The following is a 23512-nucleotide window of genomic DNA, read 5'->3' on the forward strand; positions in this document are numbered from 1 at the left end:
TCGGAGCTCGAACCTTCCGCCCGGTGTCCGCCCGTGACCGATGCTCCCCGCAAGCGCGTCCGACTGCCCGCGCCCGTGCGTGCGAAGCATCTGCTGGACGCGGCGCTGGTCGAGTTCTCCGAGCATGGTTTCGCTGCTGCGCGGATCGAGGACATCGCGCATCGCGCCGGCCTGTCCAAGAGCGGCGTCTACGCCCATTACGACAGCAAGGAAGCGATCTTCGAAGCGCTGCTCGAATACACCATGCAGCCTGCGCCCGATGCGCCGCCCGTGCTCGATGAAGCCACGACCGTCGAGGCCTTCGTCGACGCGTTCATCGACGGCTGTTATCGGCATATGGCCGATCCGACCGTGTTGCGCATGCTGCGCCTGATGATCGCCGAAACCACGCGGGTGCCGGAACTGATCCAGCGCTGGCACCACAGTTTCGTCGTGTCCTTCCATCGCACGCAGGCCGACACCCTGGCGCGCGCTGTCGAGCGTGGCCTGGTGCGCGCCAGCCCGCTGACCGACCAGTTCTCCCTGGCGTATGCGCCGGTGCTGTACGCCGCGATCACCCAGCTGGTGACGGGACAGCCCAGCCTCACCGATCCCGCGCTGCGCGATGCGCATGCGCGGATGATGCTGAGCCTGCTGCGCGCGCCCTAGCGAGGCGCTGCCCGCAGGCGCGGGATCAGAACTCCAGATCCAGCGACGCGCACAGATAGTCGACGAATGGGGACAGCGTGACCAGATCCGCGGCAATCGTCTGTCGCAGCTTCGGTCCGGTCATCGCCTCGTCCTCCAGCGTGCGCCAGAACACCCAGTTGCGGTGCTTGAGGTCGTCGATGAATTCGAACTGCGGATCGAAGCCGCGCGGCGGGCGGACCAGCATTTCGCTGGTCTCGAATTCGAACTGCTTGCGCAGCTTCTTCGCGTGCGCGGCGGCCTTCCAGCTTTCCGGATTGTCGACGATGAACTGGCGGACCTTCCGCTGGGTGTCCGATTCCGGGTGCCAGAGGCCGGCGCCGACGAAGCTGCCCCCGGGCTGAAGGTGCACGTAGAACGACGGCGCCGCGGTCTCGCGACGGCGCTCATGGAACAGCCGCGCGCCCTGCCAGGTCTTGTACGGCGACTTGTCGTTGGAGAAGCGCGCATCGCGGTGAATGCGGAACAGCGAGCCGCCGACCGTGCGCGTGTCGGCACGGAAATGCGGGCTGACCACGGCGACATCCGGCTGCAGATCGCCGATCAGGCGCAGGAACGGCTGGCGCACGTGCGCCTCGTAGTCCTTGCGGTGCTCCTCGAACCACGGCTTCTCGTTGTGGCGCGCGAGCGCGCGCAGGAACTTGAAGCTCTTGTCGCTGAAGTACGTGGTCATGCGGCAGTCGTGGGCAGAGTGGGGGCGGCGTGCAAGCGCGTGTGCAGGCTCTGTCCCCAGTCGTCGAGGGCATCGAGCAGCGACAGGCGCCGTGCGTCGTCGGGATTTTCGGCGCGCAAGGCGTCGATCTGCGTGAAGTAGCTGGCGAAATCCTGTTCGGCCTGCGTCGTGCCGGGTGACAGGCGCGCGCGACGGTAGTCGTCCCACTGCAGCTGTTCTGCGGGGCTGAGCGTGTCTGGCCAGTTGCGTGCGCGGTAGCGCAGCAGCAGGGCGTCGAGGCGCGGATCCTCGAATCCGAAGTCGCGTGCGCCCAGCAGCGTCGGCGGCGTCGCGCGGACCTGGCCCATACGCCGCTTGTCGCCGTCGCCGGCGAAGCCGTCATAGAGCGCGCCATCGGGATCGGAGGGCCCGAACTCGCGCTCGACCGCGAACACCTGGCGGATCTTCTCGGCCAGTACGGGGCCTGCGGCGCGAAGCCGGGCGGCACGTCGCTCGATGTCGGCCGGATCGATCGAAAGACGGTCGAAATCCGTCTCGCGCAGATGACTCCACGCCACCAGTGCCGGGCAGCGGTTGCTGTGCACTTCCTTGAGCGGAATGCGCGCAACGCCTTCGGGCAGATCCTCGCGGCGCACGAAGACGCGCGCGGCGATGGCCTCGGCATCGAGGTCGAGCAGCCAGTCCGGATCGCCGTCGAGGTCGAAGACCACGACGCGACTGTCGATGCGCGGGTGCCGCGCGATCGGCAGTACCGGCGCCGCGCACAGGCGTGCGGCCGGATAACGCTGCGAGACGTGCAGCACCGGCGTCATCGCGATGGTGTCCAGCATCGAGGCCACATGGCGCTTGTCGCGCAGCTTGGCCGCGTAATCCCACAGGCGCGGCTGCGCGTCGCGGAACTTCCGGGCCAACCCGATCAGCGCGCGCACGTCCGACAGCGCCTCGTGGGCGTCGCCGGTGCGCACGTCATTGGCCGTCGCCAGATGCTCGAGCTTGAACGAGGTCGCGCCGTCCTCTCGCGTCGGCCACACCAGGCCCTCGGGGCGCAGCGCATGCCACAGGCGCATCACGTCGAGCAGATCCCAGCGTGAATTGCCGCTGCGCCATTCGCGCTCGTAAGGATCGTAGAAATTGCGGTACAGGCCGAAGCGCACGAACTCGTCGTCGAAGCGCAGCGAGTTGTAGCCCAGCGTGCAGGTCTTCGGCCGCGCCATTTCCTCAAAGATCCGCGCGAAGGCATCCGCCTCGGGCACGCCCGTGCCGAGCGCATGCTGCGGCGTGATGCCGGTGATCAGCGTCGCGATGGGCGAGGGCAGCAGATCGTCGGCAGGCCGGACGAAGATGTCGATCGGCGCATCGATCTCGTTGAGATCGGCGTCGGTGCGGATCGCGGCGAACTGCGCGATGCGCGTGCGGCGCGGATCGGAGCCGAAGGTTTCCAAATCGTAGAAGAGAAAACTGTCGCTCACGCCGGTACGTCCTCCAGCGGCGTCAGCAGGTCGAGGACCTCAGCGTCGATCGCGTCCCAGTCCAGCGTCGACAGGGATGCATGCCCCGCAGTCGCACGTTCGAGAATGCCGCGCTGGATGTCGGTGCGCGTCATCGCCAGCGAGTAGGGGATGCGCATGAAGGTGACCATCGCGTAGTGCGGCACGAAGCGGCCGGGGTGGCGGTCCTGCAACGCGAGTTCCAGCTCGCGCTGGAGCAGGTAGTCCGCATCGTCGACGCGGTCGCGCATCTCCAGATAGTTGTCGAGCGCCATGCGCTGGATCGCGGCGGCGTCCGGCTTGCGTTCGACCTCGAAGGCGGCGAACGCGGTCGCGAGATTGTCGTGCGCATCCAACTGCCGGGCCAGCGCCACACAGTCCTCGAACGCGCAGTTCATGCCCTGGCCGTGGAACGGCACCATGGCGTGCGCTGCGTCGCCCAGCAGCACCGCGCGGCCGTCGAGATGCCAGCGGTCGAGATACAGCGTGGCCAGCTGGCCGACGGGATTCGCGGCCCAGTCGCGGTCGAACTCGGGAATCAGTGCCAGCGCGGACGGGAAGTCGCGCTCGAAGAACGCTCGCGCCGCGGCGACGTCGTCCAGCTGGTCGAACGCAGGCCCCCCGTCCGGGCCGGCGTGGTGCGGAAGGAACAGGGTGACGGTGAAGGTCTTTTCGTCGTTGGGCAGCGCGATGCACATGTAATGCCCGCGCGGCCAGATGTGCAGCGCGTTGGGCTCGATGCGGAAGCCGCCCTCGGCGGTCGGCGGAATCTCGAGTTCCTTGTAGCCGTGGTCGAGAAAATCGCTGCGCTGCCCGAGATCGCGCACGCGGTGCATGGCGCCGCGCAGTGCAGAGCCCGCACCGTCGGCGCCGATCAGCGCTTCGAATTTCACTTCGCGCGTGCTGTCGTCGCGCGGATCGCGGAATACTGCCCGCCGCGAATCGAAGTTCACCGCGTCCAGGCCGGCATCGAAATGCAGCCGCGCGCCGGCGGCTTCCGCCAGATCCAGCAGCACGATGTTGAGATCGCCGCGATGCACCGACCAGATGACTTCGTCGTCGTCGCGACCGTAGCGCTGCAGCACCGGCTCGGTGTCGCCGACGTGGACCATGCGGCCGCGCATCATGATCGCGTGGTGCATCACCGCGTCATCCGCGTCGGCGGCGCGCAGCGCGTGCCGGCCGCGCTCGGCCAATGCCAGATTGATCGAACGGCCGCCGCCGTAGCCCTGCACGCGCGGATCGCCGCGCTTCTCGTAGAGATCCACGTCCCAGCCACGTCGCCGCAGCAGGATGCCGAGCAGGGCGCCGGCGAGGCCGGCGCCGATGATCGTCAGATGGCGTGCGGGTGCCGTCACGCGTCGCGCCACCGCGCCACGGTGCGCACGAAGCGCAGCACGTCGGCGTGGGTGTTGTAGAGCGGCGCGGGCGAGATGCGGATCACGTCGGGCTCGCGCCAGTCGCCGAGCACGCCGTTGTCGGACAGATATTCGAACAGGGCGCGGCCTTGCTCTCGACCGCCGCGCACGCGCAGCGACAGCTGGGCGCCGCGGCGCGCGACGTCACGCGGCGTCGCGATGTCGAGCACGTCGTCGAGCTGGCTGCGGATCAGCGTTTCCAGATAACCGGTCAACGTTTCCGACTTCGCGCGCAGCGCCGGCATGCCGGCCTCGGTGAAGAGATCCAGCGACGCGCGCAGCGGCGCGAGGCCGAGGATCGGCGGATTGCTGAGCTGCCAGCCCTCCGCGCCCGGCGTGGGCTGGAAGTCGGGGCCCATGCGGAAACGCGTTGCCGCGTCGTGGCCCCACCAGCCGGCGAAACGCGGGCGATCGGTCTGCGCATGCCGCGCGTGCACGAATGCGCCGGCCACCGCGCCCGGCCCGCTGTTGAGGTACTTGTAATGGCACCACACCGCGAAGTCGGCATCGCTGTCGTGCAACTGCAGCGGCAGGTTGCCGGCCGCATGCGCGAGATCGAAACCGACGACCGCGCCGGCGGCATGACCGAGGCGCACGATCTCCGCCAGATCGAAGGCTTCGCCGGTGCGGTACTGCACGCCCGGCCACAGCACCAGTGCGACGCGGTGGCCGTGCTCCTCTATCGCCGCCGCAATCGCGTCCGTGCCGAACAGGCCGTCCGCGCCGGGCTGCACTTCGATCAGATCGGTGTCGGGGTCGAAACCGTGGAAGCGCACCTGCGATTCCAGCGCATAGCGATCGGACGGAAACGCGCCGGCTTCCATCAGGATCGCCGGACGCTCGGCGGTCGGGCGATAGAAGCCGACCATCAGGAAATGCAGGTTCGCGGTCAGCGAGTTCATCGCGACCACTTCCTCGGGCTGCGCGCCGACAATCTCCGCCAGCTGCGCACCGACCAGGCCGTGATAGGTCATCCACTGCGAATTGCCGCGGAAGTGGCCTTCGACCGCTTCCATCGCCCATTTGTCGAGCACGTCCTCGACCTGCGCGCGCACGCCGCGCGGCTGCAGGCCGAGCGAGTTGCCGACGAAATACGCCTGCTCCACATCGCCGAAGCGCGGCAGATGGAACTGCGCGCGGAAGCGTTGCAGCGGATCGGCGGCGTCGGCAGTCGCGGCGTAGTCGTCGGTGAAGAAATCGCTCATGCGCGGGTCTCCGGCACCACGCGGCGCGTGTGCGTGCTCTTGATGTAGGTGGCCGCCTGCAGTTCCACCACCTCGACACACAGCTGGCAGTGCAGGTCGAGTGCGGGGAGGCAGGACGCGAGCGCATCGTGGACATCGCGCGCCAGGGCGGCCCGCACGTCTTCCGGACGGCCCGGCATGACCTTCAGCGTGGCGTGGACGAAGCCGTGGCCGTCGTCCGCGTTGCCGATGCGGTACTGGTCGAGCGCGAGCGCGCGGCTCTTGATCGCGACGTCTTCGAAATGGCCGCTGTCGACGAGCGCGCGATTGGCGGCCGCCAGCGCGGCACGGGGATCGAAGCCGTCGATGTTCGCGGTGTGGTGGAGGATCAGATGGGGCATGGGGGTCTTGTCGTCAGAGAAAGCGGCTGGCGGGCAGGCCCAGCCATTCGAGCGCGGTGCCGTGGTAGAGCCGCGCCCGCGAAGCGTCGTCGAGCGGGATTTCCTCGATGCCGGCGCCGGGCACCTGTTCGCCGAGCGGGAACGGGTAGTCGGTGCCCAGCATCACCCGGTCCGCGCCACAGGTGTCGAGCAGATACTGCAGCGCCCGCGGGTCGGCCACCCAGGAGTCGAAATACAGCTGCTTGAGATAGCCGCGCGGATTGTGCGGATTGTCGGTGGCGACGAGGTCGGGCCGCATGTTGAAGCCGTGTTCGATGCGACCGATCGTGTACGGAAAGCTGCCGCCGCCATGCGCCATGCAGATCTTGAGTTTCGGCAGCCGCTGCAGCACGCCGCCGAAGACGAGACAACACGCCGCGCGCGACTGCTCGGCCGGCATGCCCACCAGCCACGGCAGCCAGTACTTGGGCATCGACTCGCTGCCCATCATGTCCCAGGGATGCACCAGGATGGCGGCGCCGAGATCGGCCGCGGCTTCGAAGAACGGGAAGAGCTCCGGCGCGTCGAGATTCCAGTCGCCGATGTGGCTGCCGATCTGCACGCCCTGCAGGCCGAGCTGGTCGACGCAGCGCTCGAGTTCCTGGATCGCCAGCCGCGGCGACTGCATCGGCACCGTGCCGATGCCGGCGTAATGGCGCGGATGCGCGGCGACTGTCGCGGCCATGTGGTCGTTGAGCGACTGGTGCAGTTCCAGCGCGTGCGCCGGCTTCGCCCAGTAACTGAACATCACCGGCACCGTGCTGATCACCTGCACCTGCACGCCGAAGCGCGCGTAGTCGTCGATGCGTTCCTGCGCGTCCCAGGTCTTGGACCAGATCTCGCGGAAGAAGCGCCCGTCCTTGTAGATGCGGTGGCGGCCGTCGTCGGTATGGTGGATGACCGGAAACCGCGCCTCGCCGTACTTCGATGCCAGATCCGGCCAGTCGCGCGGCAGGTAATGGGCGTGGATGTCGATCTTCAGCATGGTCGTCATCCTAGACGACCGGCCCGCGCCGATCACGCCGCAGCCGCACAGCGGGTTCAGGGGGCGTCGGACTTGCCCGCGCGGCGTTCCTGCCGCAGCGCTTCGATCGTCGGGGGCTGCGGACGCGCCGGCTGGCCGATCGACGCCGCCATCTCGCCGACCTTGGCCTGCGACTCGGCCAATGACGGCACCCCCATGCGCGCGCGCTCGGCATCGTCGACCGCGCCGTCGGCGACCGGGTACAGGAACAGACCCGCATCGCTGCCCTGGAACTGGGTGCCGTACCACTGCGGCTGCAGCTGCGTGGTCATCATGCGGTCCCAGGACGCGGCGACGAGCCAGCGATAATTCGCCCGCTCGGGATCGAATGCCGCCGCCAGCGTCGCCAGGGCGTGTGCGATGCGGTAATCCGCGAGCGTGCTGCCGTGCTGGAACACCATCGCCGCGCGGAAGTGATCCTCTGCGCTGCGCAGCGCGCCGTCGCGCATCAATGCGAGGACACGTGCGCGCCGTCCGGCGTCCTGCTGCGCGACCACCGACCAGTCGATGTCCGTGCCATCGGCGCGCACCTGCTGGTCGTCGTCGTACAGGGCGGCCAGTTCGGCGTTGTCTGCGACCTGCGCCTGGACCGCCGGGGCCATGGCGAGCAGTCCACACAGCAAGGAAACCCGCAAACGTCGATGCATACGCATGGTCAGCCGGTCCGAGTGCGGGGATGTCAGGTGATGTCGGCCAGCGTGTCCGGATCGGGATCGTAGCGGGCGGGGCGCGGATTCAGATGGCCGCAGGCCTTGCAGGTGCGGTGTTCGATCGAGCCGTAGAAGCGGTCGAACACCGGTGGGAAATCCTGCTCGATGTCGTGCAGATGGAAGTACTGCTCGAACAGCGTGTGGTTGCAGCGCTCGCAGAACCACAGCAGGCCGTCCTGTTCGTGCGGCAGACGCTTGCGTTCGATGACCAGGCCGATCGAATCGGGCCCGCGCTGCGGCGAATGCGGCACCTTGGGCGGCAGCAGGAAGGTCTCGCCGGCGCGGATCGGAATGTCGCGCGGGCGGCCGTCTTCCTGGATGCGCAGCACCATCTCGCCTTCGAGCTGATGGAACCACTCGGGGCCTTCTTCCCAGTGGTAATCGGTGCGTGCGTTCGGCCCGCCGACGACCATGACGATGAAGTCGCCGTCATAGATGCACTTGTTGCCGACCGGCGGCTTGAGCAGATGACGGTGTTCGTCGATCCACGCCTGGAGGTTCAGCGGTCCGGGGATCATCGGTTCACTCCTTCGGCTGGGCGACGCACTTGAGCTCGATCGCGATCGGCGTCGGCAATGCATCGATGCCCAGCGTCGTGCGGCAGGGCGCGGTGGCGGGGTCCGGGAAATACTCGGCCCAGACCGTGTTGTAGCCGGTGAAGTCGCCGGCCATGTCGGTGAGATACACGGTCACGTCGACGAGGTCTTCCCAGCGTGCGCCGCTGGCATCGAGCACGGCGCGCACGTTGGCGAACACCGCGCGGGTCTGCGCGGCGATGTCGTGGCCGATCACGCGCCCGTCGGCATCCAGCACATTGCCCGGGACCGAATCGGTCGCCGGATTGCGTGGGCCGATTCCCGACAGGAACAGGAGGCCGCCGGCGCGGCGCGCATGCGGATAGCGGCCCACGGGCCGCGGCGCCGCGTCGGCCCGGATGGCCTCAGCCATCGCGCCGACCCTGGGCGGCGACGCGCGCGATGTCGGCGATCGCCGACTCGTAGGCCGGGCCGATGTCCTCGTACTTCGCGACGTTCATGCCCAGCTCGCGGACCTCTCCGTCGCCCAGGGCGTAGACCCAGCCGTGGATCGCGAGCGGCTGTCCGCGCGCCCAGGCATCGCGCACCACGGTGGTCTTGCAGATGTTGAGCGCCTGCTCCACGGCGTTGAGCTCGCACAGCCGCGCCAGGCGCATGCCGACGTCGTCGACGGTCGCCAGCAGGTCGGCATGCTTGTAGGCGATGTCGCCGACGTGCCGCAGCCAGTTGTCGACCAGGCCGACACGCGCGCCGGTCAGCGCGGCGTGGACGCCGCCGCAGCCGTAGTGGCCGACCAGCAGGATGTGCTCGACCTTGAGCACGTCGACGGCGAACTGGATCACCGACAGTGCGTTGAGGTCGCCGTGCGACAGCACGTTGGCGATGTTGCGGTGGACGAAGACCTCGCCCGGGTCGAGCCCGAGGATCTGGTTGGCCGGCACGCGCGAATCGGAGCAGCCGATCCACAGGTACTTCGGCGTCTGCTGGTTCTCGAGTCGGTGGAAGAAGTCCGGGTCGTCGCGGCGCACGCGCTCGGCCCAGTCGCGGTTGCGTTGCAGCAGGGATTCGATATCGGTCATGACGCGATTATCCCAGAGACAGGCCGACGTTCTTCGGCTCGGTGAAAAAACGCATGGCTTCCAGGCCACCTTCGCGGCCGAGACCGGACGCGCCGGTGCCGCCGAAGGGCGTGCGCAGGTCGCGCATCAGCCAGGTATTGATCCAGACCATGCCGGCCTGCAGGCGCGCCGCCATGCGGTGCGCGCGGGCGAGATCGCGGGTCCACAGCGATGCGGACAGGCCGTAGTCGCCGGTATTGGCCAGGGCCAGCGCATCGGCCTCGTCGGTGAACGACTGCAGGGTGACCACCGGGCCGAAGATCTCGTCGCGGTTGGTGGCGCAGTCCGGACCCAGGCCGTCGATGACGGTCGGCGCGACGAACCAGCCCGGCCTGTCCAGCGCATGGCCGCCGCACAGCACGCGGCCGCCTTCGTCGCGGGCGCGCTGCAGCGCGCCCATCACCTTGTCGAAGTGCGCCTGCGACACCAGCGGGCCGAGACGCGCGTCCGGGTCCATCGGATCGCCCAGGCGGAGCGCGGCGACCTCGGCGACGAAGCGCTCACGGAAGGCGGTCGCGATCGAGTGCTCGACCAGAATCCGCGAGCCGCACAGGCAGATCTGTCCGCTGTTCTGGAAGGCAGAGCGCACCAGCGTGTCGAGGTGGTCCTGCCAGTCGCTGTCCGCGAACACCAGCGTCGCGTTCTTGCCGCCCAGCTCCAGCGACGCCTTCTTGAGCAGGCCGCCGGCGCGCGCACCGATGCGCCGGCCCACCGCGGTGCTGCCGGTGAAGGACACCGCGCGGACACGGCGATCGTCGATCAGCGGCTCGCCGACTTCAGTTCCGCGGCCATGCACCAGATTGAACACGCCGGGCGGCAGAGCGATCTCGCCCGACAGCGCGGCCAGCAGGGTCGCGCTGTGCGGTGTGACCTCGGAGGGTTTGGCGACGACCGCATTGCCGGCGGCGAGGGCCGGCGCGATCTTCCAGGTCAGCAGGTACAGCGGCAGATTCCACGGCGAAATCGTGGCGACCACGCCCAGCGGCTGGCGCAGGGTGTAATTCAGACCGGCCTCGCCGTGGTGCGATTCGCTGGCGAACTGGGTGGCGGCGTGTGCGAAGAACCGCAGGTTGGCGACCGCGCGCGGAATCTCCACGTCGCGGGCCAGCGCGAAGAGCTTGCCGCCATCGCGGGATTCGGCATGGGCGAAGTCGTCGCTGCGCGCCTCCAGGGCAGCGGCCAGGCGTTCCAGCCAGCCGGCGCGCTCGCTGTTGGGCAGCGCCGCCCAGGCCGGCGCCGCGCGCGCGGCGGCATCGATCGCAGCCTCGACATCGGCCGCGTCGCCGTCGGCGACTTCGGCGAACGGACGGCCGGTGGCCGGGTCGTCGACCGGCAGCCAGCGGTCCTGCATCGGCGCCTGTGCGGCGCCGTCGATCCAGTGGGTCAGCCGTTGCATCGGCACAGCCTACCCGAGCCTCCGCGGCCTGCCATCAATGCTGGCAGCCCCGGCACCAGTACAGCCGGCGCGCGGCGATCCGCGCGTTGACGATGGTGCCGCCACAGCGCGGGCAGGGCGTGCCCTCGCGCTCGAACACTTCGAAGCGGAACCGGCGCTTGATCTGCGCCAGATAATCCTTGCCGGGCGGCAGCGCATCGCCCTGCTTGGCGCGGTAGGCGCGTCGGGGCACGTCGATGAGCGCCTTGGCCAGCCGTCGTCGCTGGGTGGCGTCGAGGTCGCCCGCGGTGCGATAGGGTGAGAGCTTCGCCTCGAACAGCACTTCCGAACGCAGGTAGTTGCCCATGCCCGCGGCGAAGCTCTGGTCGAGCAGCAACGCGGCCAGACCGCGACCGGCGCGCTCGGGGTCGCGCAGTGCGGCGTCCAGCATCGCGGCGTCGACCGCCGGGTCGAGCACGTCGGGACCCAGCTTGGCGAGATAGGGCTGGCGGTCGAGTTCTTCCGTGCGCCACAGCGCGACCGAGGGCGCGGCGTACAGCGCGGCGATGCCGCGGACGCAGTCCAGACGCACGCGCGGCGCCGTCTCGGAGGTCAGCGCTTCGGCGTCGTCGACCAGCCGCCAGAAGCCGAACAGATGGCTGTGGGTGTAGAGGGTCCAGCCGGTGTCGACCGCGATCAGCAGGGCCTTACCGCGGGCCTCGACACCGCTGACCCGCTTGCCGACCAGCAACCGGCGGCGGCGCTGCAGGGCCGGATCGCGGAACCAGACGTCGTCGAGCGTTTCGTCCAGGAGCAGGGCACCGAGACGGTCTGCGAGATCGTGGACTTCGGGACCTTCCGGCATCGCGGCATTCGAGCAGCGCCGCCGTCGATGTCCTGTGAGGCGCGTGCCCTCAGATCGAAGCCATCCGGCCGCCGTCGACCGGCAGGCTGACGCCGTTGATGTAGCCGGCCGCGGGCGCGCACAGGAAGGCGATCGCGGCGGCGGTTTCGGACGCCTCGGCGAACCGGCCGGCGGGCACCGTCGCTTCCATCGCCTGGATGACCGCGTCAGCGGACTGGCCGGTGCGTGCACTGCGGTCGGCGACGATCTGGTCGATCCGCCCGGTACGGGTGTAGCCCGGCAGCACGTTGTTAACGGTGATCCCGTCGGCCGCCAGTTCCCGCGACAGGGTCTTGGCCCAGCCCGCGACCGCGCCGCGCACCGTGTTGGAGACCCCGAGATTGGCGATGGGCTCGCGCACCGAGGTCGAGACGACGTTGACGATACGGCCCCAGTGCGCCGCCTGCATCGCCGGCAGCGTGGCCTGCACGAGGGTCTGTCCGGCCAGCAGATGGCGCCGGAAAGCCTCGACGAAGGCATCGGCTTGCGCCGCATGCGCGGGCCCGCCGGGCGGGCCGCCGGTGTTGTTGACCAGGATCTGCGCCGGGTGCGCGGCGACGTGGGCCTCGACAGCGGTGCGCAGCGCGCCGGTGTCGTCCATGTCGACGGCCAGGCTGAAGTGGGTCTGGCCCCGGGGCGTCGGCAGTGCATCGCGCACGGTGGCCAGTGCATCGGCGCGGCGGGCCAGCACGGTGACGCTGGCGCCCAGCAGGGCGAGTTCGTGCGCGGTCGCGCGGCCGATGCCTTCCGATGCGCCGCAGACGAGGGCGTGTCGGCCGGTGAGATCGAGATCCATGGCTCAGGGCTCCGGAAGGGTGGGACCGGTCAGGCCGTCGCGCATCAGCGCCGCGATGGCGCGTGCGTCGTCGTCGGGACGGCCCTCGAGGGCGGCGATCACCGCAGCGCGGTTCGCCTCGGGATGGTTCTGGCTGAGCTTGCGGGTCAGCACGGTCGACTGCACGCGGACCCGGAAGCCCACGATGCCGCGCAGCTGCCCGCGCTCGCGCGGATCCGCGTGGTCGTAACGCCAGTCGCCGCCGACCGTGGGCTCGAACCGGTCCGCGGTGCGGGCGACCAGTGCGCCCAGCGCGTCCTCGTCGTCGAACCGTTCGAAGCGGCCACGCAGATGGGCGACCACGTAGTTCCAGGTCGGCACCCGCGCGCGTTCGATCTTGTCGGGGTACCAGCTCGCGGACAGATAGGTCTGCGGGCCGTGCACGAGGATCAGCACGTCGTCGCCGTGGTGGGCCTGCGGGTTGGCGCGGCCCCAGTGGCCTTCGAGCACGAGTGCCCCGTCGTCACGCCGCGCAAGGACTGGGACATGACTCGCATCCGGTACGCCATCGCGCACCGTGACCAGGGTGACGAACGGATGTGCGTCGAGCAGCGCATCGAGATGCGCCGGATCGGTGTCGACGAAAGCCGGGGGTGTCGCCATCGGTGGATCGAGTCAGGCGCGGCCGCCGAGCGACTGCACCATGCGCTCGCGCAGCCCGGCGTCGTCTTCAGCGTCCGGCGGCGACAGCGTGTCGATGGCGAAGCCGCGATCGAGCGCATCCTCGGCATCGAGGCCGTCGAACGCGACGAACTCGGCGTCCATCAGCATCGCGCGGGCGGTGTCCTCGCTGTCGTAGGGCAGGGTATTGCCGTCGCTGTCAAAGACCTCGGCCGTGCCGGCGTCGAGCACGCGCAGGCGCGCCCAGATCACGGTCCGGCCCAGGGTCGCCAGCCACCATTCGTCGCGGGTCATGCGGTCCATCCTCGTATCAGGGGGCGATCGACCACAGCCACAGCACGGCGGAGGCCGCCAGTGCGCCGAGGATCACCATCAGCGAAATGCGGGCCGGCGTCGCCAGCCCGGTGAACTGCCGGTCCGGCACTTCGTAATAGCGCCCGGCCAGCAGCCACGCGAGCGCGGTCGGGCTCAGGAATGCGTTCTCCCCCATGCGCGCGCGCCGTTCCGGATGCCGGTCGCGCAGATGTACCAGCGACAGCGGCCAGAAGATCACGAACGCGGTGAATCCACCGATCGCGACGCCGAAGAAACACAGGGCGAGGAAGAGGGTCACGGAGCGACCGTGATTGGTAATTGGTGATTCGTGATTCGAAAAAGCAAAATCTTTCTCCGATCGTGACCCGTGACGCGATGGTGACCCGCTCTTTCGAATCACCAATCACCAATCACTCATCCCCGTTCTTCAGTACTCCGCCTGTCCCGGCGCGCGCGGATACGGGATCGCGTCGCGGATGTTCGACAGGCCGCAGACGTAGACGACCAGGCGTTCGAAGCCCAGGCCGAAGCCGGCGTGCGGGACGGTGCCGTAGCGGCGGAAATCGCGGTACCAGCTGTAGTGGTCGCGGTCGAGGCCGAACTGGTCCATGCGCGCGTCGAGGACGTCGAGACGCTCCTCGCGCTGCGAGCCGCCGATGATTTCGCCGATGCCGGGCGCCAGCACGTCCATCGCCGCGACGGTCCTGCCGTCGTCGTTGAGGCGCATGTAGAACGCCTTGATGTGCTCGGGATAGTTGGTCACCACGACCGGGCGGCCGACATGCTGCTCGGTCAGCCAGCGCTCGTGTTCGGTCTGCAGGTCCAGGCCCCATTCGACCGGGAACTCGAAGGCGTGGCCGGACTTCTGCAGCAGCGACACGGCTTCGGTGTACTCGATGCGCTCGAACGGCGCATTGATGAAGCCTTCCAGACGCGTGACCGCGTCCTTCTGCACGCGCTCGGCAATGAAGGCCATGTCGTCCGCGCGCTCGTCGAGCACGGCTCGGAACAGGTACTTGAGGAATTCCTCGGAGATGCGGGCGTTCTCGGCCAGGTCGGCGAACGCGATCTCCGGCTCGATCATCCAGAACTCGGCCAGATGACGCGTGGTGTGGCTGTTCTCGGCGCGGAAGGTCGGGCCGAAGGTGTAGACCTTGCTCATCGCCAGGCAGAAGGCCTCGACGTTGAGCTGGCCGGACACCGTCAGGAAGGTTTCCTTGCCGAAGAAGTCGCGCGTGAAATCGACCTTGCCGTCCTTGCCGATCGGCAGGTTGGCCATGTCCAGCGTCGAGATGCGGAACATCTGGCCGGCGCCCTCGGCATCGGACGTCGTCACGATGGGGGTGTTGATCCAGTAGTAGCCGTTCTCGTGGAAATACCGGTGCGCCGCCTGCGCCAGGCAATGGCGGATGCGCGTGACCGCACCGAACAGGTTGGTGCGCGGGCGCAGATGCGCGACCTCGCGCAGGAACTCCAGCGAGTGCGCCTTGGGCTGGATCGGATAGGTTTCCGGATCCTCGACCCAGCCGACGACCTCCAGCGATTCGGCCTGGATCTCGAAGCTCTGACCCTGTCCTTGCGACTTCACCAGCGTGCCGGTGGCGATGACCGAACAACCGGCGGTCAGGCGCTTTACCTCGGCCTCGTAGTTGGCCACCGTGTCCGCGACCACCACCTGGATCGGCGCGAAGCACGAGCCGTCGCTGACGTTGACGAAGCTCAGGCCGGCCTTGGAATCGCGCCGGGTCCGCACCCAGCCGCGGACGGTGACATCGCCACCTTCAGGAATGTGGCCGGCGAGGGCCTGCTGGACGCTGGTCGTGGTCATGCCTTGAATCCCGGGAATCCGGACCGATGATGGGCCGCACAGTCTAACCGCGCCGCCCGGCGCTGCGTGCTGCGACCCCGCGCTCAGCTGGCGCTCTCGAACGCAGGAGTACACTTTTCGCCATGACCATCGCACTCGCACCTGCCGCCCTCGATCGTGCCCGCCGGTTCCTGGCCTCCAGCCCGGAGGCGCTCGGCCTCCGCTTCGGTGTCACGCGCACGGGCTGTTCGGGCTGGGGCTATGTCGTCGACCTCGCGCACGACGAGAAGCCGGGCGACACGGTGACCGAGCAGGACGGCGTGCGGATCTATGTCGATGCCACCAGCCAGCCCATGGTCGACGGCACCGAGATCGATTTCGCGCAGAAGGGGCTGAACCAGGAATTCGTGTTCCGCAACCCGAATGCGGCCGCCGAGTGCGGTTGCGGCGAGAGCTTCACCACCGACGCCGACAAGGCGCTCTGAGGTCCGCCAACGCGCGCTGGAGCGCCCACGAGCGCTCCGCCTGGATGAGTGAGTTCCGGTTTCCGGCTGCACGGCCGGTGAGATCGATGCTGTGCCTGCGTGCAACGCGCAGGCTTCTGTTTCCCGCCAGTCCCGATGCGTCGGACGTCAGGCCGCGTCGCTCGTCCGGCGCCTGAATTCGCTGCGCAGCACGAACACCGCGGCAAGACCTGCCAGCAGCGCCATGCCGAACCAGGTCAGCGCATAGCTCAGATGGTTGTCGCGGAACTGCACGATGGTCAGCCCGGGCACCGGCCAGTTGCCGGTGTCGAGCCGGTCCTGCGCATCGACGAAAAACGGGGCGACCGGTGCCGGCACCTGGCGTGCGGCGGCCAGTTCGTCGGGAATCCGCAGATACCAGCGGTCGTCATCCGGCACGTTGTCGCGCAGGAAAACCAGCGGGCGTTCCGGCAGGCGCAGCAGGCCGGTGACCGTGACCGTGTCGTCTTCCGACAGACGTGCGCGCGTGTCGGGAGCGCGATGCGCGTTGTCGACGTAGCCGCGGTTGATCCACACCGTGCCGGTGTCGGTCGCCATCGGCGTCATGATCCAGTAGCCGGGACCGCGTTCGGTCGAGGCATAGACCGGCACTTCCTGGCTGTGCAGCAGCCGGCCGCGCACGGTGACGCGGCGATATTCGTCATCCGCGGCATCGATGCGCGGCCAGTCGGCCGCCGCGGGTGCGGGCACCGGATCGGCGTGCACGCGGGCGTCGATGCGCTGGATCAGGTCACGCTTCCAGCCCATGCGTTCCAGCTGCCACACGCCGAGGGCGGCGAAGCCCACGGCGGCGGTGGCCAGCAGCACCAGCAGCGCCCAGCGTGCAGCCGGGCGCCGGGGGCGGGCAGGGGCGTCGACGGAAGTCACGATGTGCGCGTCAGGGCGCGACGCGCATCTGCTCCGGCGACATCGGCATCATGTTGGTGTTGAGGTGGTGCATGACCCACAACGAACCCACCAGCGCGATGAGGATGATGATGCCGGTGAACATCAGCGAGGCGAGGATCCAGCCGCCTTCCGATTTCCGGTTCATGTGCAGGAAGTAGACCATGTGCACGACGATCTGCACCGCACCGAACAGCATGATCAGCGCGACCGTCCAGACGCGGCTTTCCAGCACTTCGCCCATGACCAGCCAGAACGGGATCACGGTGAGGATGACCGACAGGACGAAGCCGATCACGTAGTCGCGCATGCTGCCGTGGCTGTGACCGTCGTGCGCGGGCTCGTGCGCGTGGTCGTTGGCGCGGGCGGCGGCGTGGTTGGTGGTGTGGCTCATCCCACGACTCCCATCAGATAGACATACGAGAAGACGCCGATCCAGATGACGTCGAGGAAGTGCCAGAACATCGACAGGCACATCAGGCGGCGGCGGTTGGCTTCGATCAGGCCGTGCTTCTTCAGCTGCACGACCAGGGTCACCAGCCAGATCAGGCCGAAGGTCACGTGCAGGCCGTGGGTGCCGACCAAGGTGAAGAACGACGACAGGAACGCGCTGCGCTGCGGCGTGGCTTCCAGATGCACGAGATGCTGGAACTCGTAGATCTCGATGCCGAGGAACGCCAGGCCGAACAGACCCGTCACCAGCAGCCAGCCGATCGTCCGGTTGATGTTGTTCTTGTAGGAATTGAGCATCGCGAAGCCGTACGTGATCGACGAGAACAGCAGCATGAACGTCGCGATCAGGATCAGCTTCAGGTCGAACAGGTCGGCCGGCGAGGGGCCGGCCGCGTAGTTGCGGCCGAGCACGGCGTGGATGGCGAACAGGATCGCGAAGATCAGGCAGTCGCTCATCAGGTAGATCCAGAACCCGAGGTTGGTCCCGGTTTCCGGATGGTGCTCGTGCCCGTCATCGTGCGCGTGCGGGTCTTCGACCACGTGGTACACGCGCTCGGTGGTGCCGCTGGTGGGTTGAATCGTCTGTGCCATGTTCAGAGTGCCTGCTGCGCCAGATCGCGCGTGCGTTGTTCCTCGGTCGCCGTCACTTCGTCGGCCGGAATATAGAAGTCGCGGTCGTAATTGAAGGTGTGCCAGATCGCCGCGACGATCAGCGTCACGAACGACAGGCCCGCCAGCCACCAGATGTGCCACACCAGGCCGAAGCCGAGTGCCACGCTGATCGCCGACAGCACCACACCCGCGCCGGTGTTCTTCGGCATGTGGATCGGCACGAAACCGGTCGTCGGACGCTGGTAGCCGTGCTTCTTCATGTCCGACCACGCATCGATCTCATGGACGACCGGGGTGAACGCGAAGTTGTAGGCCGGCGGCGGCGACGAAGTGGCCCACTCCAGCGTGCGACCGTTCCAAGGATCGCCGGTGGTGTCGGCCAGCTTCTTGCGGTTCTTCACCGCCACCACGATCGACATGATGAAGGCCAGGATGCCCGCGCCGACGATGGCCGCGCCGATCGCCGCGATGATGAAGAACACCGACAGCGAGGTGTCCTCGAACTGGCTCAGGCGACGGGTGATGCCCATCAGACCCATGATGTAGAGCGGGGTGAACGCGAGCCAGAAACCCACTAGCCAGCACCAGAACGAGACCTTGCCCCAGAACTCGTCGAGCTTGAAACCGAAGGCCTTCGGGAACCAGTACACCATGCCGGCGAACAGGCCGAACACCACGCCGCCGATGATGACGTTGTGGAAGTGCGCGACCAGGAACAGGCTGTTGTGCAGTACGAAGTCGGCCGGCGGCACCGCCAGCAGCACGCCGGTCATGCCACCGATGACGAAGGTGAACATGAAGCCGATCGTCCACAGCATCGGCACGTCGAAGCGGATGCGGCCCTTGTACATCGTGAAGAGCCAATTGAAGATCTTCGCGCCCGTCGGGATCGAGATGATCATCGTCGTGATGCCGAAGAACGCATTGACGCTCGCGCCCGAGCCCATGGTGAAGAAGTGGTGCAGCCACACGAGGTAGGACAGGATCGTGATCACCGCGGTGGCGTAGACCATCGAGGTGTAGCCGAACAGCCGCTTGCCGCAGTAGGTCGCCACGATCTCGGAGAAGATGCCGAACGCCGGCAGCACCAGGATGTAGACCTCCGGGTGACCCCAGATCCAGATCAGGTTCACGTACATCATCGGACTGCCGCCGAGGTCGTTCGTGAAGAAGTTCGTGCCGACGTAGCGGTCCATCGTCAGCAGCGCCAGCGTCGCCGTCAGGATCGGGAACGAGGCGACGATGAGGATGTTGGTGCAGAGCGAGGTCCAGGTGAAGATCGGCATGCGCATCAGCTTCATGCCCGGCGCGCGCATCTTGACGATGGTCACGATCAGGTTGATGCCCGACAGCGTGGTACCGACACCTGCGATCTGTAGACCCCACAGGTAGTAGTCCATACCTGTGCCTGGACTGTAGTCGGCGCCCGACAGCGGCGGATACGCCAGCCAGCCGGTACGCGCGAACTCGCCCACGAACAGCGAGATCATGATCAGCGCGGCGCCCGCGGCGGTCATCCAGAAGCTGAAGTTGTTGAGGAACGGGAACGAGACGTCACGTGCGCCGATCTGCAGCGGCACCACGTAGTTCATCAGGCCCGTCACCAGCGGCATGGCCACGAAGAAGATCATGATCACGCCGTGCGCGGTGAAGATCTGATCGTAGTGGTGCGGTGGCAGGAAGCCCTCGCTGCCGCTCGCCGCCATCGCCTGGTGCGCGCGCATCAGCACCGCATCGGAGAAGCCGCGCAGCAGCATCACGATTGCGAGGATGCAATACATGATGCCGATCTTCTTGTGGTCGATGCTGGTGAACCATTCCTTCCACAGGTACCCCCAGAGGCGGTACTTGGTGACGAGGAACAGCAGGGCGATGCCGCCCAGCACCACGCCGACGAAGGTCAGCGCGAGGATCGGGTCGTGGAGGAAGGCCAGCGCGTCGAGCGAAAGCCGCCCGAAGACTGGCGAATTGATGTGGTCCTGGGGTGCGGACATGGGGTTCCTGCCTGGTACTTGATGTCGTGGGGGCGGTCCGGCGCGTCAGCGCCGGTCTGCCTCGGCGTCGGCGTCGGCCTTGCCCGGGGCGCCCTCGGAAGAGGGGGCCTGGCCGGGTTCCATCGGCTCGGTGCCTTCGTCGATGTCGCTTTCTTCGGTCGGCTGCGGCGTCGTGTCCTCGGGCGAGACCGGACGCGGCTCGAAGCCCTGCGGCTCGGTGTCACGCGCATCGCGGCCGGCTTCGGGGAACGTCGCGCCCGGGGCCTCCGAGGCCTGGCCCACGCGACGGTTGTCGTAGCGCAGACGGGCGTAATTCTCCTTGCTGTCCACACCGCCGCCGCCGAGGCTGTCGATGTGCGCCATCTCGTGCATGCACATCGTGCCCGGGGACACGCACATGTTGAGGATGGCCTCGTACAGCGCCGGATCGACGTCGGTGAAGTAGCGGGCCGGCTCGCGCTCGGACGGCTTCTCCAGCTCCAGATACTCGTCGCGGCCGAAGGCCACGCCCTCGGCGCGCACCTTCGACACCCACGCATCGAAGCCGTCCTGGCTCATGCCGTGGAAATTGAAGTGCATGTGCGAGAAGCCGTCGCCGCTGTAGTTGCCGGAGAAGCCCTTGTAGACGCCTTCCTTGTTGATGACGGCGTTGAGATTGGTCTCCATGCCGGTCATCGCATAGATCTGGCCTGCCAGCGCCGGGACGAAGAACGAGTTCATCATCGACGAGGAGGTGATCTTGAACTGGATCGGCACGTTTACCGGCGCAGCCAGTTCGTTGACTGTGGCGATGCCCTGTTCGGGATAGAGGAACAGCCACTTCCAGTCCAGCGCGACCACTTCCACCACCAGCGGCTCCACGCCTTCGGCGATCGGCGTATTGGCGTCGATGCGGTCGAGTGGGCGATAGGGATCGAGTTTGTGGGTCGCGATCCAGGTCACCGTGCCCAGCACCAGGATGATCGCCAGCGGCGCCGACCAGATGATCAGTTCCAGGCGGGTCGAGTGGTGCCAGTCCGGCGCGTACTCGGCCTCGGTGTTCGACTCCCGGTATTTCCAGGCGAAGAAGAAGGTCAGGAAGATCACCGGCACGATGATCAGCAGCATCAGGACCGTGGACAGGATGATCAGGTCACGCTGCTGGACGGCGATGTCGCCGGCAGGTCGCATGACGATCCAGTCGCAGCCCGACAGCAGGAATGCCACCGAGAGCAGCGCGAAGGCTCGGAATATGGATTTCATTGAGTGATCGACGACGAGGGGAAGGGCGGGCGAATTGACAGTGGCGCCACGGCGCCAGGACTAGCTTGGGGTGGAACCGGATCGACCGTGTTGCTGCGCACCTTGCTAGGCGGGGTCGTTTCGGGTTCACAATGCAACGCGGGGCCTATTATCCCCCATAAACCGACCGGAGAGAGAGCGCGCAGATGAGTCGAGCCGAAGAGCAAGCCACCACCGGGCTGGACGACGCGCCCGAGACCAACGACCCGATCGAGGTCTCCCCGGGCAAGATCGCCTTTCCTGTCGTCATGGGGCGGACGTCTGAATTCTTCGACTTCTTCGTCTACGGCATCGCGTCTGTTCTGATCTTTCCGTATCTGTTCTTTCCCGACAGCGACCCGGTGCAGGCGACGCTCAAGTCGTTCGCGGTGTTCTCGCTGGCGTTCATTGCACGGCCGATCGGCTCGCTGGTCTTCATGGCGATCGATCGCAACTTCGGCCGCGCGATCAAGCTGACCGTCGCGCTGTTCCTGCTGTGCGGCTCGACCATGGCGATCGCGTTCCTGCCCAGCTATGCCCAGGTCGGCATGCTGGCGCCGGTACTGCTGGCGGTGTTCCGCTTCGGCCAGGGTCTGGGCTGGGGCGGCGCCTGGGACGGCCTGCCGTCGCTGCTGTCGCTGAGCGCCCCGGCCAACCGTCGCGGCTGGTACGCGATGGTGCCGCAGCTCGGCGCGGCGCTGGGCTTCATGCTCGCCTGCGGCTTCTTCTTCGTGTTCGTGCGTGCGCTCAGTCCCGAGGACTTCTTGGCCTGGGGCTGGCGCTTCCCGTTCTTCGTCGCGCTGGCTTTGAATGTCGTCGCGCTGTTCGCCCGCCTGCGGCTGGTGATCACACCGGAGTTCGTCCAGCTGTTCAAGGAACGCGAACTGCAGCCGCGCCGGGTGTTCGAGACCGTGCGGACCCATCCGCGCCAGGTGTTCGTGGGTGCGCTGATCCCGCTGGCGTCCTACGCGATGTTCCACCTGGTCACGATCTTCCCGCTGAGCTGGGCGACGCTGTTCACCGACCACGATGCGGCCGACTTCCTCGGCAGCCTGTTCCTGGGCTCGATCGTCGGCGGCCTGGGCATCATGGCCTCGGGCCTGATGGCCGACCGGGTGGGGCGTCGCGGCCAGCTGGCGATCGCCGCCGTGCTGATCGCGCTCTTCAGTTTCGCCGCCGCGCCGCTGCTCGGTTCGGACACCACGGCCGGTCGCACCACCTATGTAGTGGTCGGCTTCGCGCTGCTGGGCCTGTCGCTGGGCCAGGCGAGCAATGCGATCGCCTCGCGCTTCGAGAGCATCTACCGCTACACCGGCGCCGCGGTGACGTCGGATATCGCCTGGTTGCTGGGCGCCGGCTTCGCGCCGCTGATCGTGCTGTGGCTGTGCAGCCACTACGGCCTGGAATACGTCGGGTACTACCTGCTGTCCGGCGCCGTCGTGACCCTGGCCGCGCTGGGCTTCAGCCGGACCCTGGAAACGGTCCGCTGAGCTACGCGCATGCCGCGCCGTCCCCGTCGGGGGCGCGCGGCGTGCAGCAGGTCGATACGCGGGGCTGGGCACTTCGTTCTCGTTCGGTTCCGCCGGTGCGGAACGCATTGCAGACGATGAAGGCGCCTGCCCGGACCGTCGCCGCGGGGGCGTCATTCGGGGTCCGGAAGGCGACGTTGGCGCGCCGGTCATTCCACCATGGCCCGGTGCGCACCGGTCTGCGACCGATTGTCGCAGCGCCGCATGGCCCCCCGTACTTGCCGGTGGCCCGGCGTTCTGTGAGAATGCCCGGCTCCCTGCACCCCGGTGCCGGGAGTCTCTTGCTCCACCGGGCATCCACTCCGGGGGGCTATCCGGACCGCCGCCGATGGCGCGGTCGATATCCGAAAGGAAACCACAATGCGTCATTACGAAGTTGTGTTCCTGGTCCATCCGGACCAGAGCGAGCAGGTGCCCGCGATGATCGAGCGTTACAAGTCGATGATCGAAGGCGCCGAAGGCACCATCCACCGCCTCGAGGATTGGGGTCGCCGCCAGTTGGCCTACCCGATCAACAATCTGGTCAAGGCCCACTACGTGATGTTCAACATCGAAGTCGGCCAGACCGGTCTGGACGAACTCGTCGAAGCGTTCCGCTTCAACGATGCGGTGCTGCGCCACCTGGTGGTGCGTCGCGACGAAGCCGACACCGAGCAGTCGCTGATCATGAAGAACAAGGACGACAAGGGCGACAAGCCCGAGCGTGGCGAGCGCCGCCGCCGTGACGACGATGGCGAGTCCACCGGCAGCGATGCCGAGACGACCGCCGACAAGTCCGATTCCGCCGAAGCCGCCTGAGGATCACGCACATGTCCAAGTTCTTTCGCCGCCGCAAGTTCTGCAAGTTCACCGCCGAGGGCGTCAAGGAGATCGATTACAAGGATCTCAACACCCTGCGCCAGAACCTCACCGAGAACGGCAAGATCGTGCCGAGCCGCATCACCGGCACGAAGTCGCGTTACCAGCGTCAGCTGGCCACGGCCGTCAAGCGCGCACGTTTCCTCGCGCTGATCCCGTACACCGACAATCACAACGTCTGAGCCCTTCGGGCTTTACGCGTTCTCGTCCGATTCGGACAGCACTCGTTGCGGCGCTCCGGCGCCGCTAACGGATACGGAGCA

At 67.5% G+C, this 23512-nt stretch carries 27 protein-coding genes; 5 read left to right on the top strand and 22 right to left on the bottom strand.

The genetic code is table 11. The annotated features are described in order from the left end of the window. Window positions 1-33: 33 nt before the first annotated feature. A complete protein-coding gene (locus tag AC3A5K_RS01090; protein ID WP_487615666.1) occupies window positions 34-648 on the top strand; it encodes a TetR/AcrR family transcriptional regulator in 615 nt (204 codons plus the stop codon). 25 nt (window positions 649-673) lie between these two features. Here AC3A5K_RS01090 and AC3A5K_RS01095 read toward each other — a convergent pair whose 3' ends face one another. The 17 genes from AC3A5K_RS01095 to asnS all read right to left on the bottom strand — a co-directional run bounded on the left by AC3A5K_RS01095 (window position 674) and on the right by asnS (window position 15155). Beyond that, on the bottom strand, window positions 674-1360 hold the full coding sequence (locus AC3A5K_RS01095) for a DUF2461 domain-containing protein (RefSeq protein WP_487615667.1): 687 nt from the start codon (window positions 1358-1360) through the stop codon (window positions 674-676). Next, the gene (gene sbcB, locus AC3A5K_RS01100; RefSeq protein WP_487615668.1) at window positions 1357-2829 is read right to left on the bottom strand and encodes an exodeoxyribonuclease I; all 1473 of its coding nucleotides are present in this window, start codon (window positions 2827-2829) and stop codon (window positions 1357-1359) included. The genes AC3A5K_RS01095 and sbcB overlap by 4 nt, the downstream gene beginning before the upstream one ends. Next, window positions 2826-4205, bottom strand: a complete 1380-nt coding sequence (locus AC3A5K_RS01105; protein ID WP_487615669.1) for an FAD-dependent oxidoreductase — start codon at window positions 4203-4205, stop codon at window positions 2826-2828. The genes sbcB and AC3A5K_RS01105 overlap by 4 nt, the downstream gene beginning before the upstream one ends. Then, on the bottom strand, window positions 4202-5470 hold the full coding sequence (gene kynU / locus AC3A5K_RS01110) for a kynureninase (RefSeq protein WP_487615670.1): 1269 nt from the start codon (window positions 5468-5470) through the stop codon (window positions 4202-4204). Before kynU ends, AC3A5K_RS01105 begins: the two co-directional genes overlap by 4 nt. After that, window positions 5467-5850, bottom strand: a complete 384-nt coding sequence (locus tag AC3A5K_RS01115) for a 5-carboxymethyl-2-hydroxymuconate Delta-isomerase (RefSeq protein ID WP_487615671.1) — start codon at window positions 5848-5850, stop codon at window positions 5467-5469. The genes kynU and AC3A5K_RS01115 overlap by 4 nt, the downstream gene beginning before the upstream one ends. Before the next feature lie 13 nt (window positions 5851-5863). After that, window positions 5864-6874: an amidohydrolase family protein gene (locus AC3A5K_RS01120; protein ID WP_487615672.1), complete on the bottom strand. Its 1011-nt coding sequence runs from the start codon at window positions 6872-6874 to the stop codon at window positions 5864-5866. Between the two features lie 56 nt (window positions 6875-6930). Continuing rightward, window positions 6931-7515 carry a hypothetical protein gene (locus tag AC3A5K_RS01125; RefSeq protein WP_487615673.1) on the bottom strand — a complete coding sequence of 195 codons (585 nt, stop codon included), beginning with the start codon at window positions 7513-7515 and terminating at the stop codon, window positions 6931-6933. Between the two features lie 77 nt (window positions 7516-7592). Continuing rightward, window positions 7593-8141: a 3-hydroxyanthranilate 3,4-dioxygenase gene (locus AC3A5K_RS01130; RefSeq protein ID WP_487615674.1), complete on the bottom strand. Its 549-nt coding sequence runs from the start codon at window positions 8139-8141 to the stop codon at window positions 7593-7595. Window positions 8142-8145: 4 nt separating this feature from the next. Next, window positions 8146-8571 (bottom strand): RidA family protein, encoded by a 426-nt coding sequence (locus tag AC3A5K_RS01135; RefSeq protein ID WP_487615675.1) that lies wholly within the window; start codon window positions 8569-8571, stop codon window positions 8146-8148. Then, window positions 8564-9238 (bottom strand): carbonate dehydratase, encoded by a 675-nt coding sequence (can, locus tag AC3A5K_RS01140; protein ID WP_487615676.1) that lies wholly within the window; start codon window positions 9236-9238, stop codon window positions 8564-8566. The genes AC3A5K_RS01135 and can overlap by 8 nt, the downstream gene beginning before the upstream one ends. A gap of 7 nt (window positions 9239-9245) precedes the next feature. Continuing rightward, window positions 9246-10673, bottom strand: coding sequence for an aldehyde dehydrogenase (locus tag AC3A5K_RS01145; RefSeq protein ID WP_487615677.1), 1428 nt, complete (start codon window positions 10671-10673; stop codon window positions 9246-9248). A gap of 34 nt (window positions 10674-10707) precedes the next feature. Next, window positions 10708-11517: an endonuclease VIII gene (nei, locus tag AC3A5K_RS01150; protein WP_487615678.1), complete on the bottom strand. Its 810-nt coding sequence runs from the start codon at window positions 11515-11517 to the stop codon at window positions 10708-10710. 49 nt (window positions 11518-11566) lie between these two features. Further along, complete coding sequence (locus AC3A5K_RS01155) at window positions 11567-12352, bottom strand: SDR family NAD(P)-dependent oxidoreductase (protein ID WP_487615679.1); 786 nt, start codon at window positions 12350-12352, stop codon at window positions 11567-11569. Between the two features lie 3 nt (window positions 12353-12355). Then, a complete protein-coding gene (locus AC3A5K_RS01160) occupies window positions 12356-12994 on the bottom strand; it encodes an FMN-binding negative transcriptional regulator (protein WP_487615680.1) in 639 nt (212 codons plus the stop codon). A 12-nt stretch (window positions 12995-13006) separates the two neighbouring features. Continuing rightward, window positions 13007-13306: a hypothetical protein gene (locus tag AC3A5K_RS01165; RefSeq protein WP_487615681.1), complete on the bottom strand. Its 300-nt coding sequence runs from the start codon at window positions 13304-13306 to the stop codon at window positions 13007-13009. A gap of 16 nt (window positions 13307-13322) precedes the next feature. Then, window positions 13323-13625, bottom strand: a complete 303-nt coding sequence (locus AC3A5K_RS01170; RefSeq protein ID WP_487615682.1) for a hypothetical protein — start codon at window positions 13623-13625, stop codon at window positions 13323-13325. Window positions 13626-13754: 129 nt separating this feature from the next. Continuing rightward, complete coding sequence (gene asnS, locus AC3A5K_RS01175) at window positions 13755-15155, bottom strand: asparagine--tRNA ligase (RefSeq protein ID WP_487615683.1); 1401 nt, start codon at window positions 15153-15155, stop codon at window positions 13755-13757. Window positions 15156-15277: 122 nt separating this feature from the next. On the opposite strand from asnS, the gene AC3A5K_RS01180 reads away from it, so the two are divergent. Further along, complete coding sequence (locus AC3A5K_RS01180; RefSeq protein WP_487615684.1) at window positions 15278-15619, top strand: HesB/IscA family protein; 342 nt, start codon at window positions 15278-15280, stop codon at window positions 15617-15619. A 147-nt stretch (window positions 15620-15766) separates the two neighbouring features. Here the strand turns inward: AC3A5K_RS01180 and AC3A5K_RS01185 are convergent, their stop codons facing one another. From AC3A5K_RS01185 to cyoA, 5 genes are read right to left on the bottom strand one after another with little or no spacing between them, the layout of a single operon-like run. Continuing rightward, window positions 15767-16525, bottom strand: coding sequence for an SURF1 family protein (locus AC3A5K_RS01185; RefSeq protein WP_487615685.1), 759 nt, complete (start codon window positions 16523-16525; stop codon window positions 15767-15769). Between the two features lie 10 nt (window positions 16526-16535). Then, entirely contained in the window at window positions 16536-16937 is a 402-nt protein-coding gene (gene cyoD, locus AC3A5K_RS01190; RefSeq protein ID WP_487615686.1) for a cytochrome o ubiquinol oxidase subunit IV, read from the bottom strand. Next, window positions 16934-17587, bottom strand: coding sequence for a cytochrome o ubiquinol oxidase subunit III (gene cyoC, locus AC3A5K_RS01195; RefSeq protein WP_487615687.1), 654 nt, complete (start codon window positions 17585-17587; stop codon window positions 16934-16936). Before cyoC ends, cyoD begins: the two co-directional genes overlap by 4 nt. Window positions 17588-17589: 2 nt before the next feature. Beyond that, window positions 17590-19602: a cytochrome o ubiquinol oxidase subunit I gene (gene cyoB / locus AC3A5K_RS01200; RefSeq protein WP_487615688.1), complete on the bottom strand. Its 2013-nt coding sequence runs from the start codon at window positions 19600-19602 to the stop codon at window positions 17590-17592. A gap of 45 nt (window positions 19603-19647) precedes the next feature. After that, window positions 19648-20844, bottom strand: a complete 1197-nt coding sequence (gene cyoA, locus AC3A5K_RS01205) for a ubiquinol oxidase subunit II (RefSeq protein ID WP_487615689.1) — start codon at window positions 20842-20844, stop codon at window positions 19648-19650. A gap of 185 nt (window positions 20845-21029) precedes the next feature. Here cyoA and AC3A5K_RS01210 point away from each other — a divergent pair, with 185 nt between their 5' ends. The 3 genes from AC3A5K_RS01210 (at window position 21030) to rpsR (ending at window position 23431) form a co-directional block, all read left to right on the top strand. Further along, on the top strand, window positions 21030-22352 hold the full coding sequence (locus AC3A5K_RS01210; RefSeq protein ID WP_487615690.1) for an MFS transporter: 1323 nt from the start codon (window positions 21030-21032) through the stop codon (window positions 22350-22352). Between the two features lie 399 nt (window positions 22353-22751). Then, window positions 22752-23189: a 30S ribosomal protein S6 gene (rpsF, locus tag AC3A5K_RS01215; RefSeq protein WP_487615691.1), complete on the top strand. Its 438-nt coding sequence runs from the start codon at window positions 22752-22754 to the stop codon at window positions 23187-23189. Between the two features lie 11 nt (window positions 23190-23200). Then, window positions 23201-23431, top strand: a complete 231-nt coding sequence (gene rpsR, locus AC3A5K_RS01220) for a 30S ribosomal protein S18 (RefSeq protein ID WP_096208774.1) — start codon at window positions 23201-23203, stop codon at window positions 23429-23431. The last annotated feature ends 81 nt before the right edge of the window (window positions 23432-23512 follow it).

The organism is Luteimonas sp. Soil_C_5, from assembly GCF_057656615.1.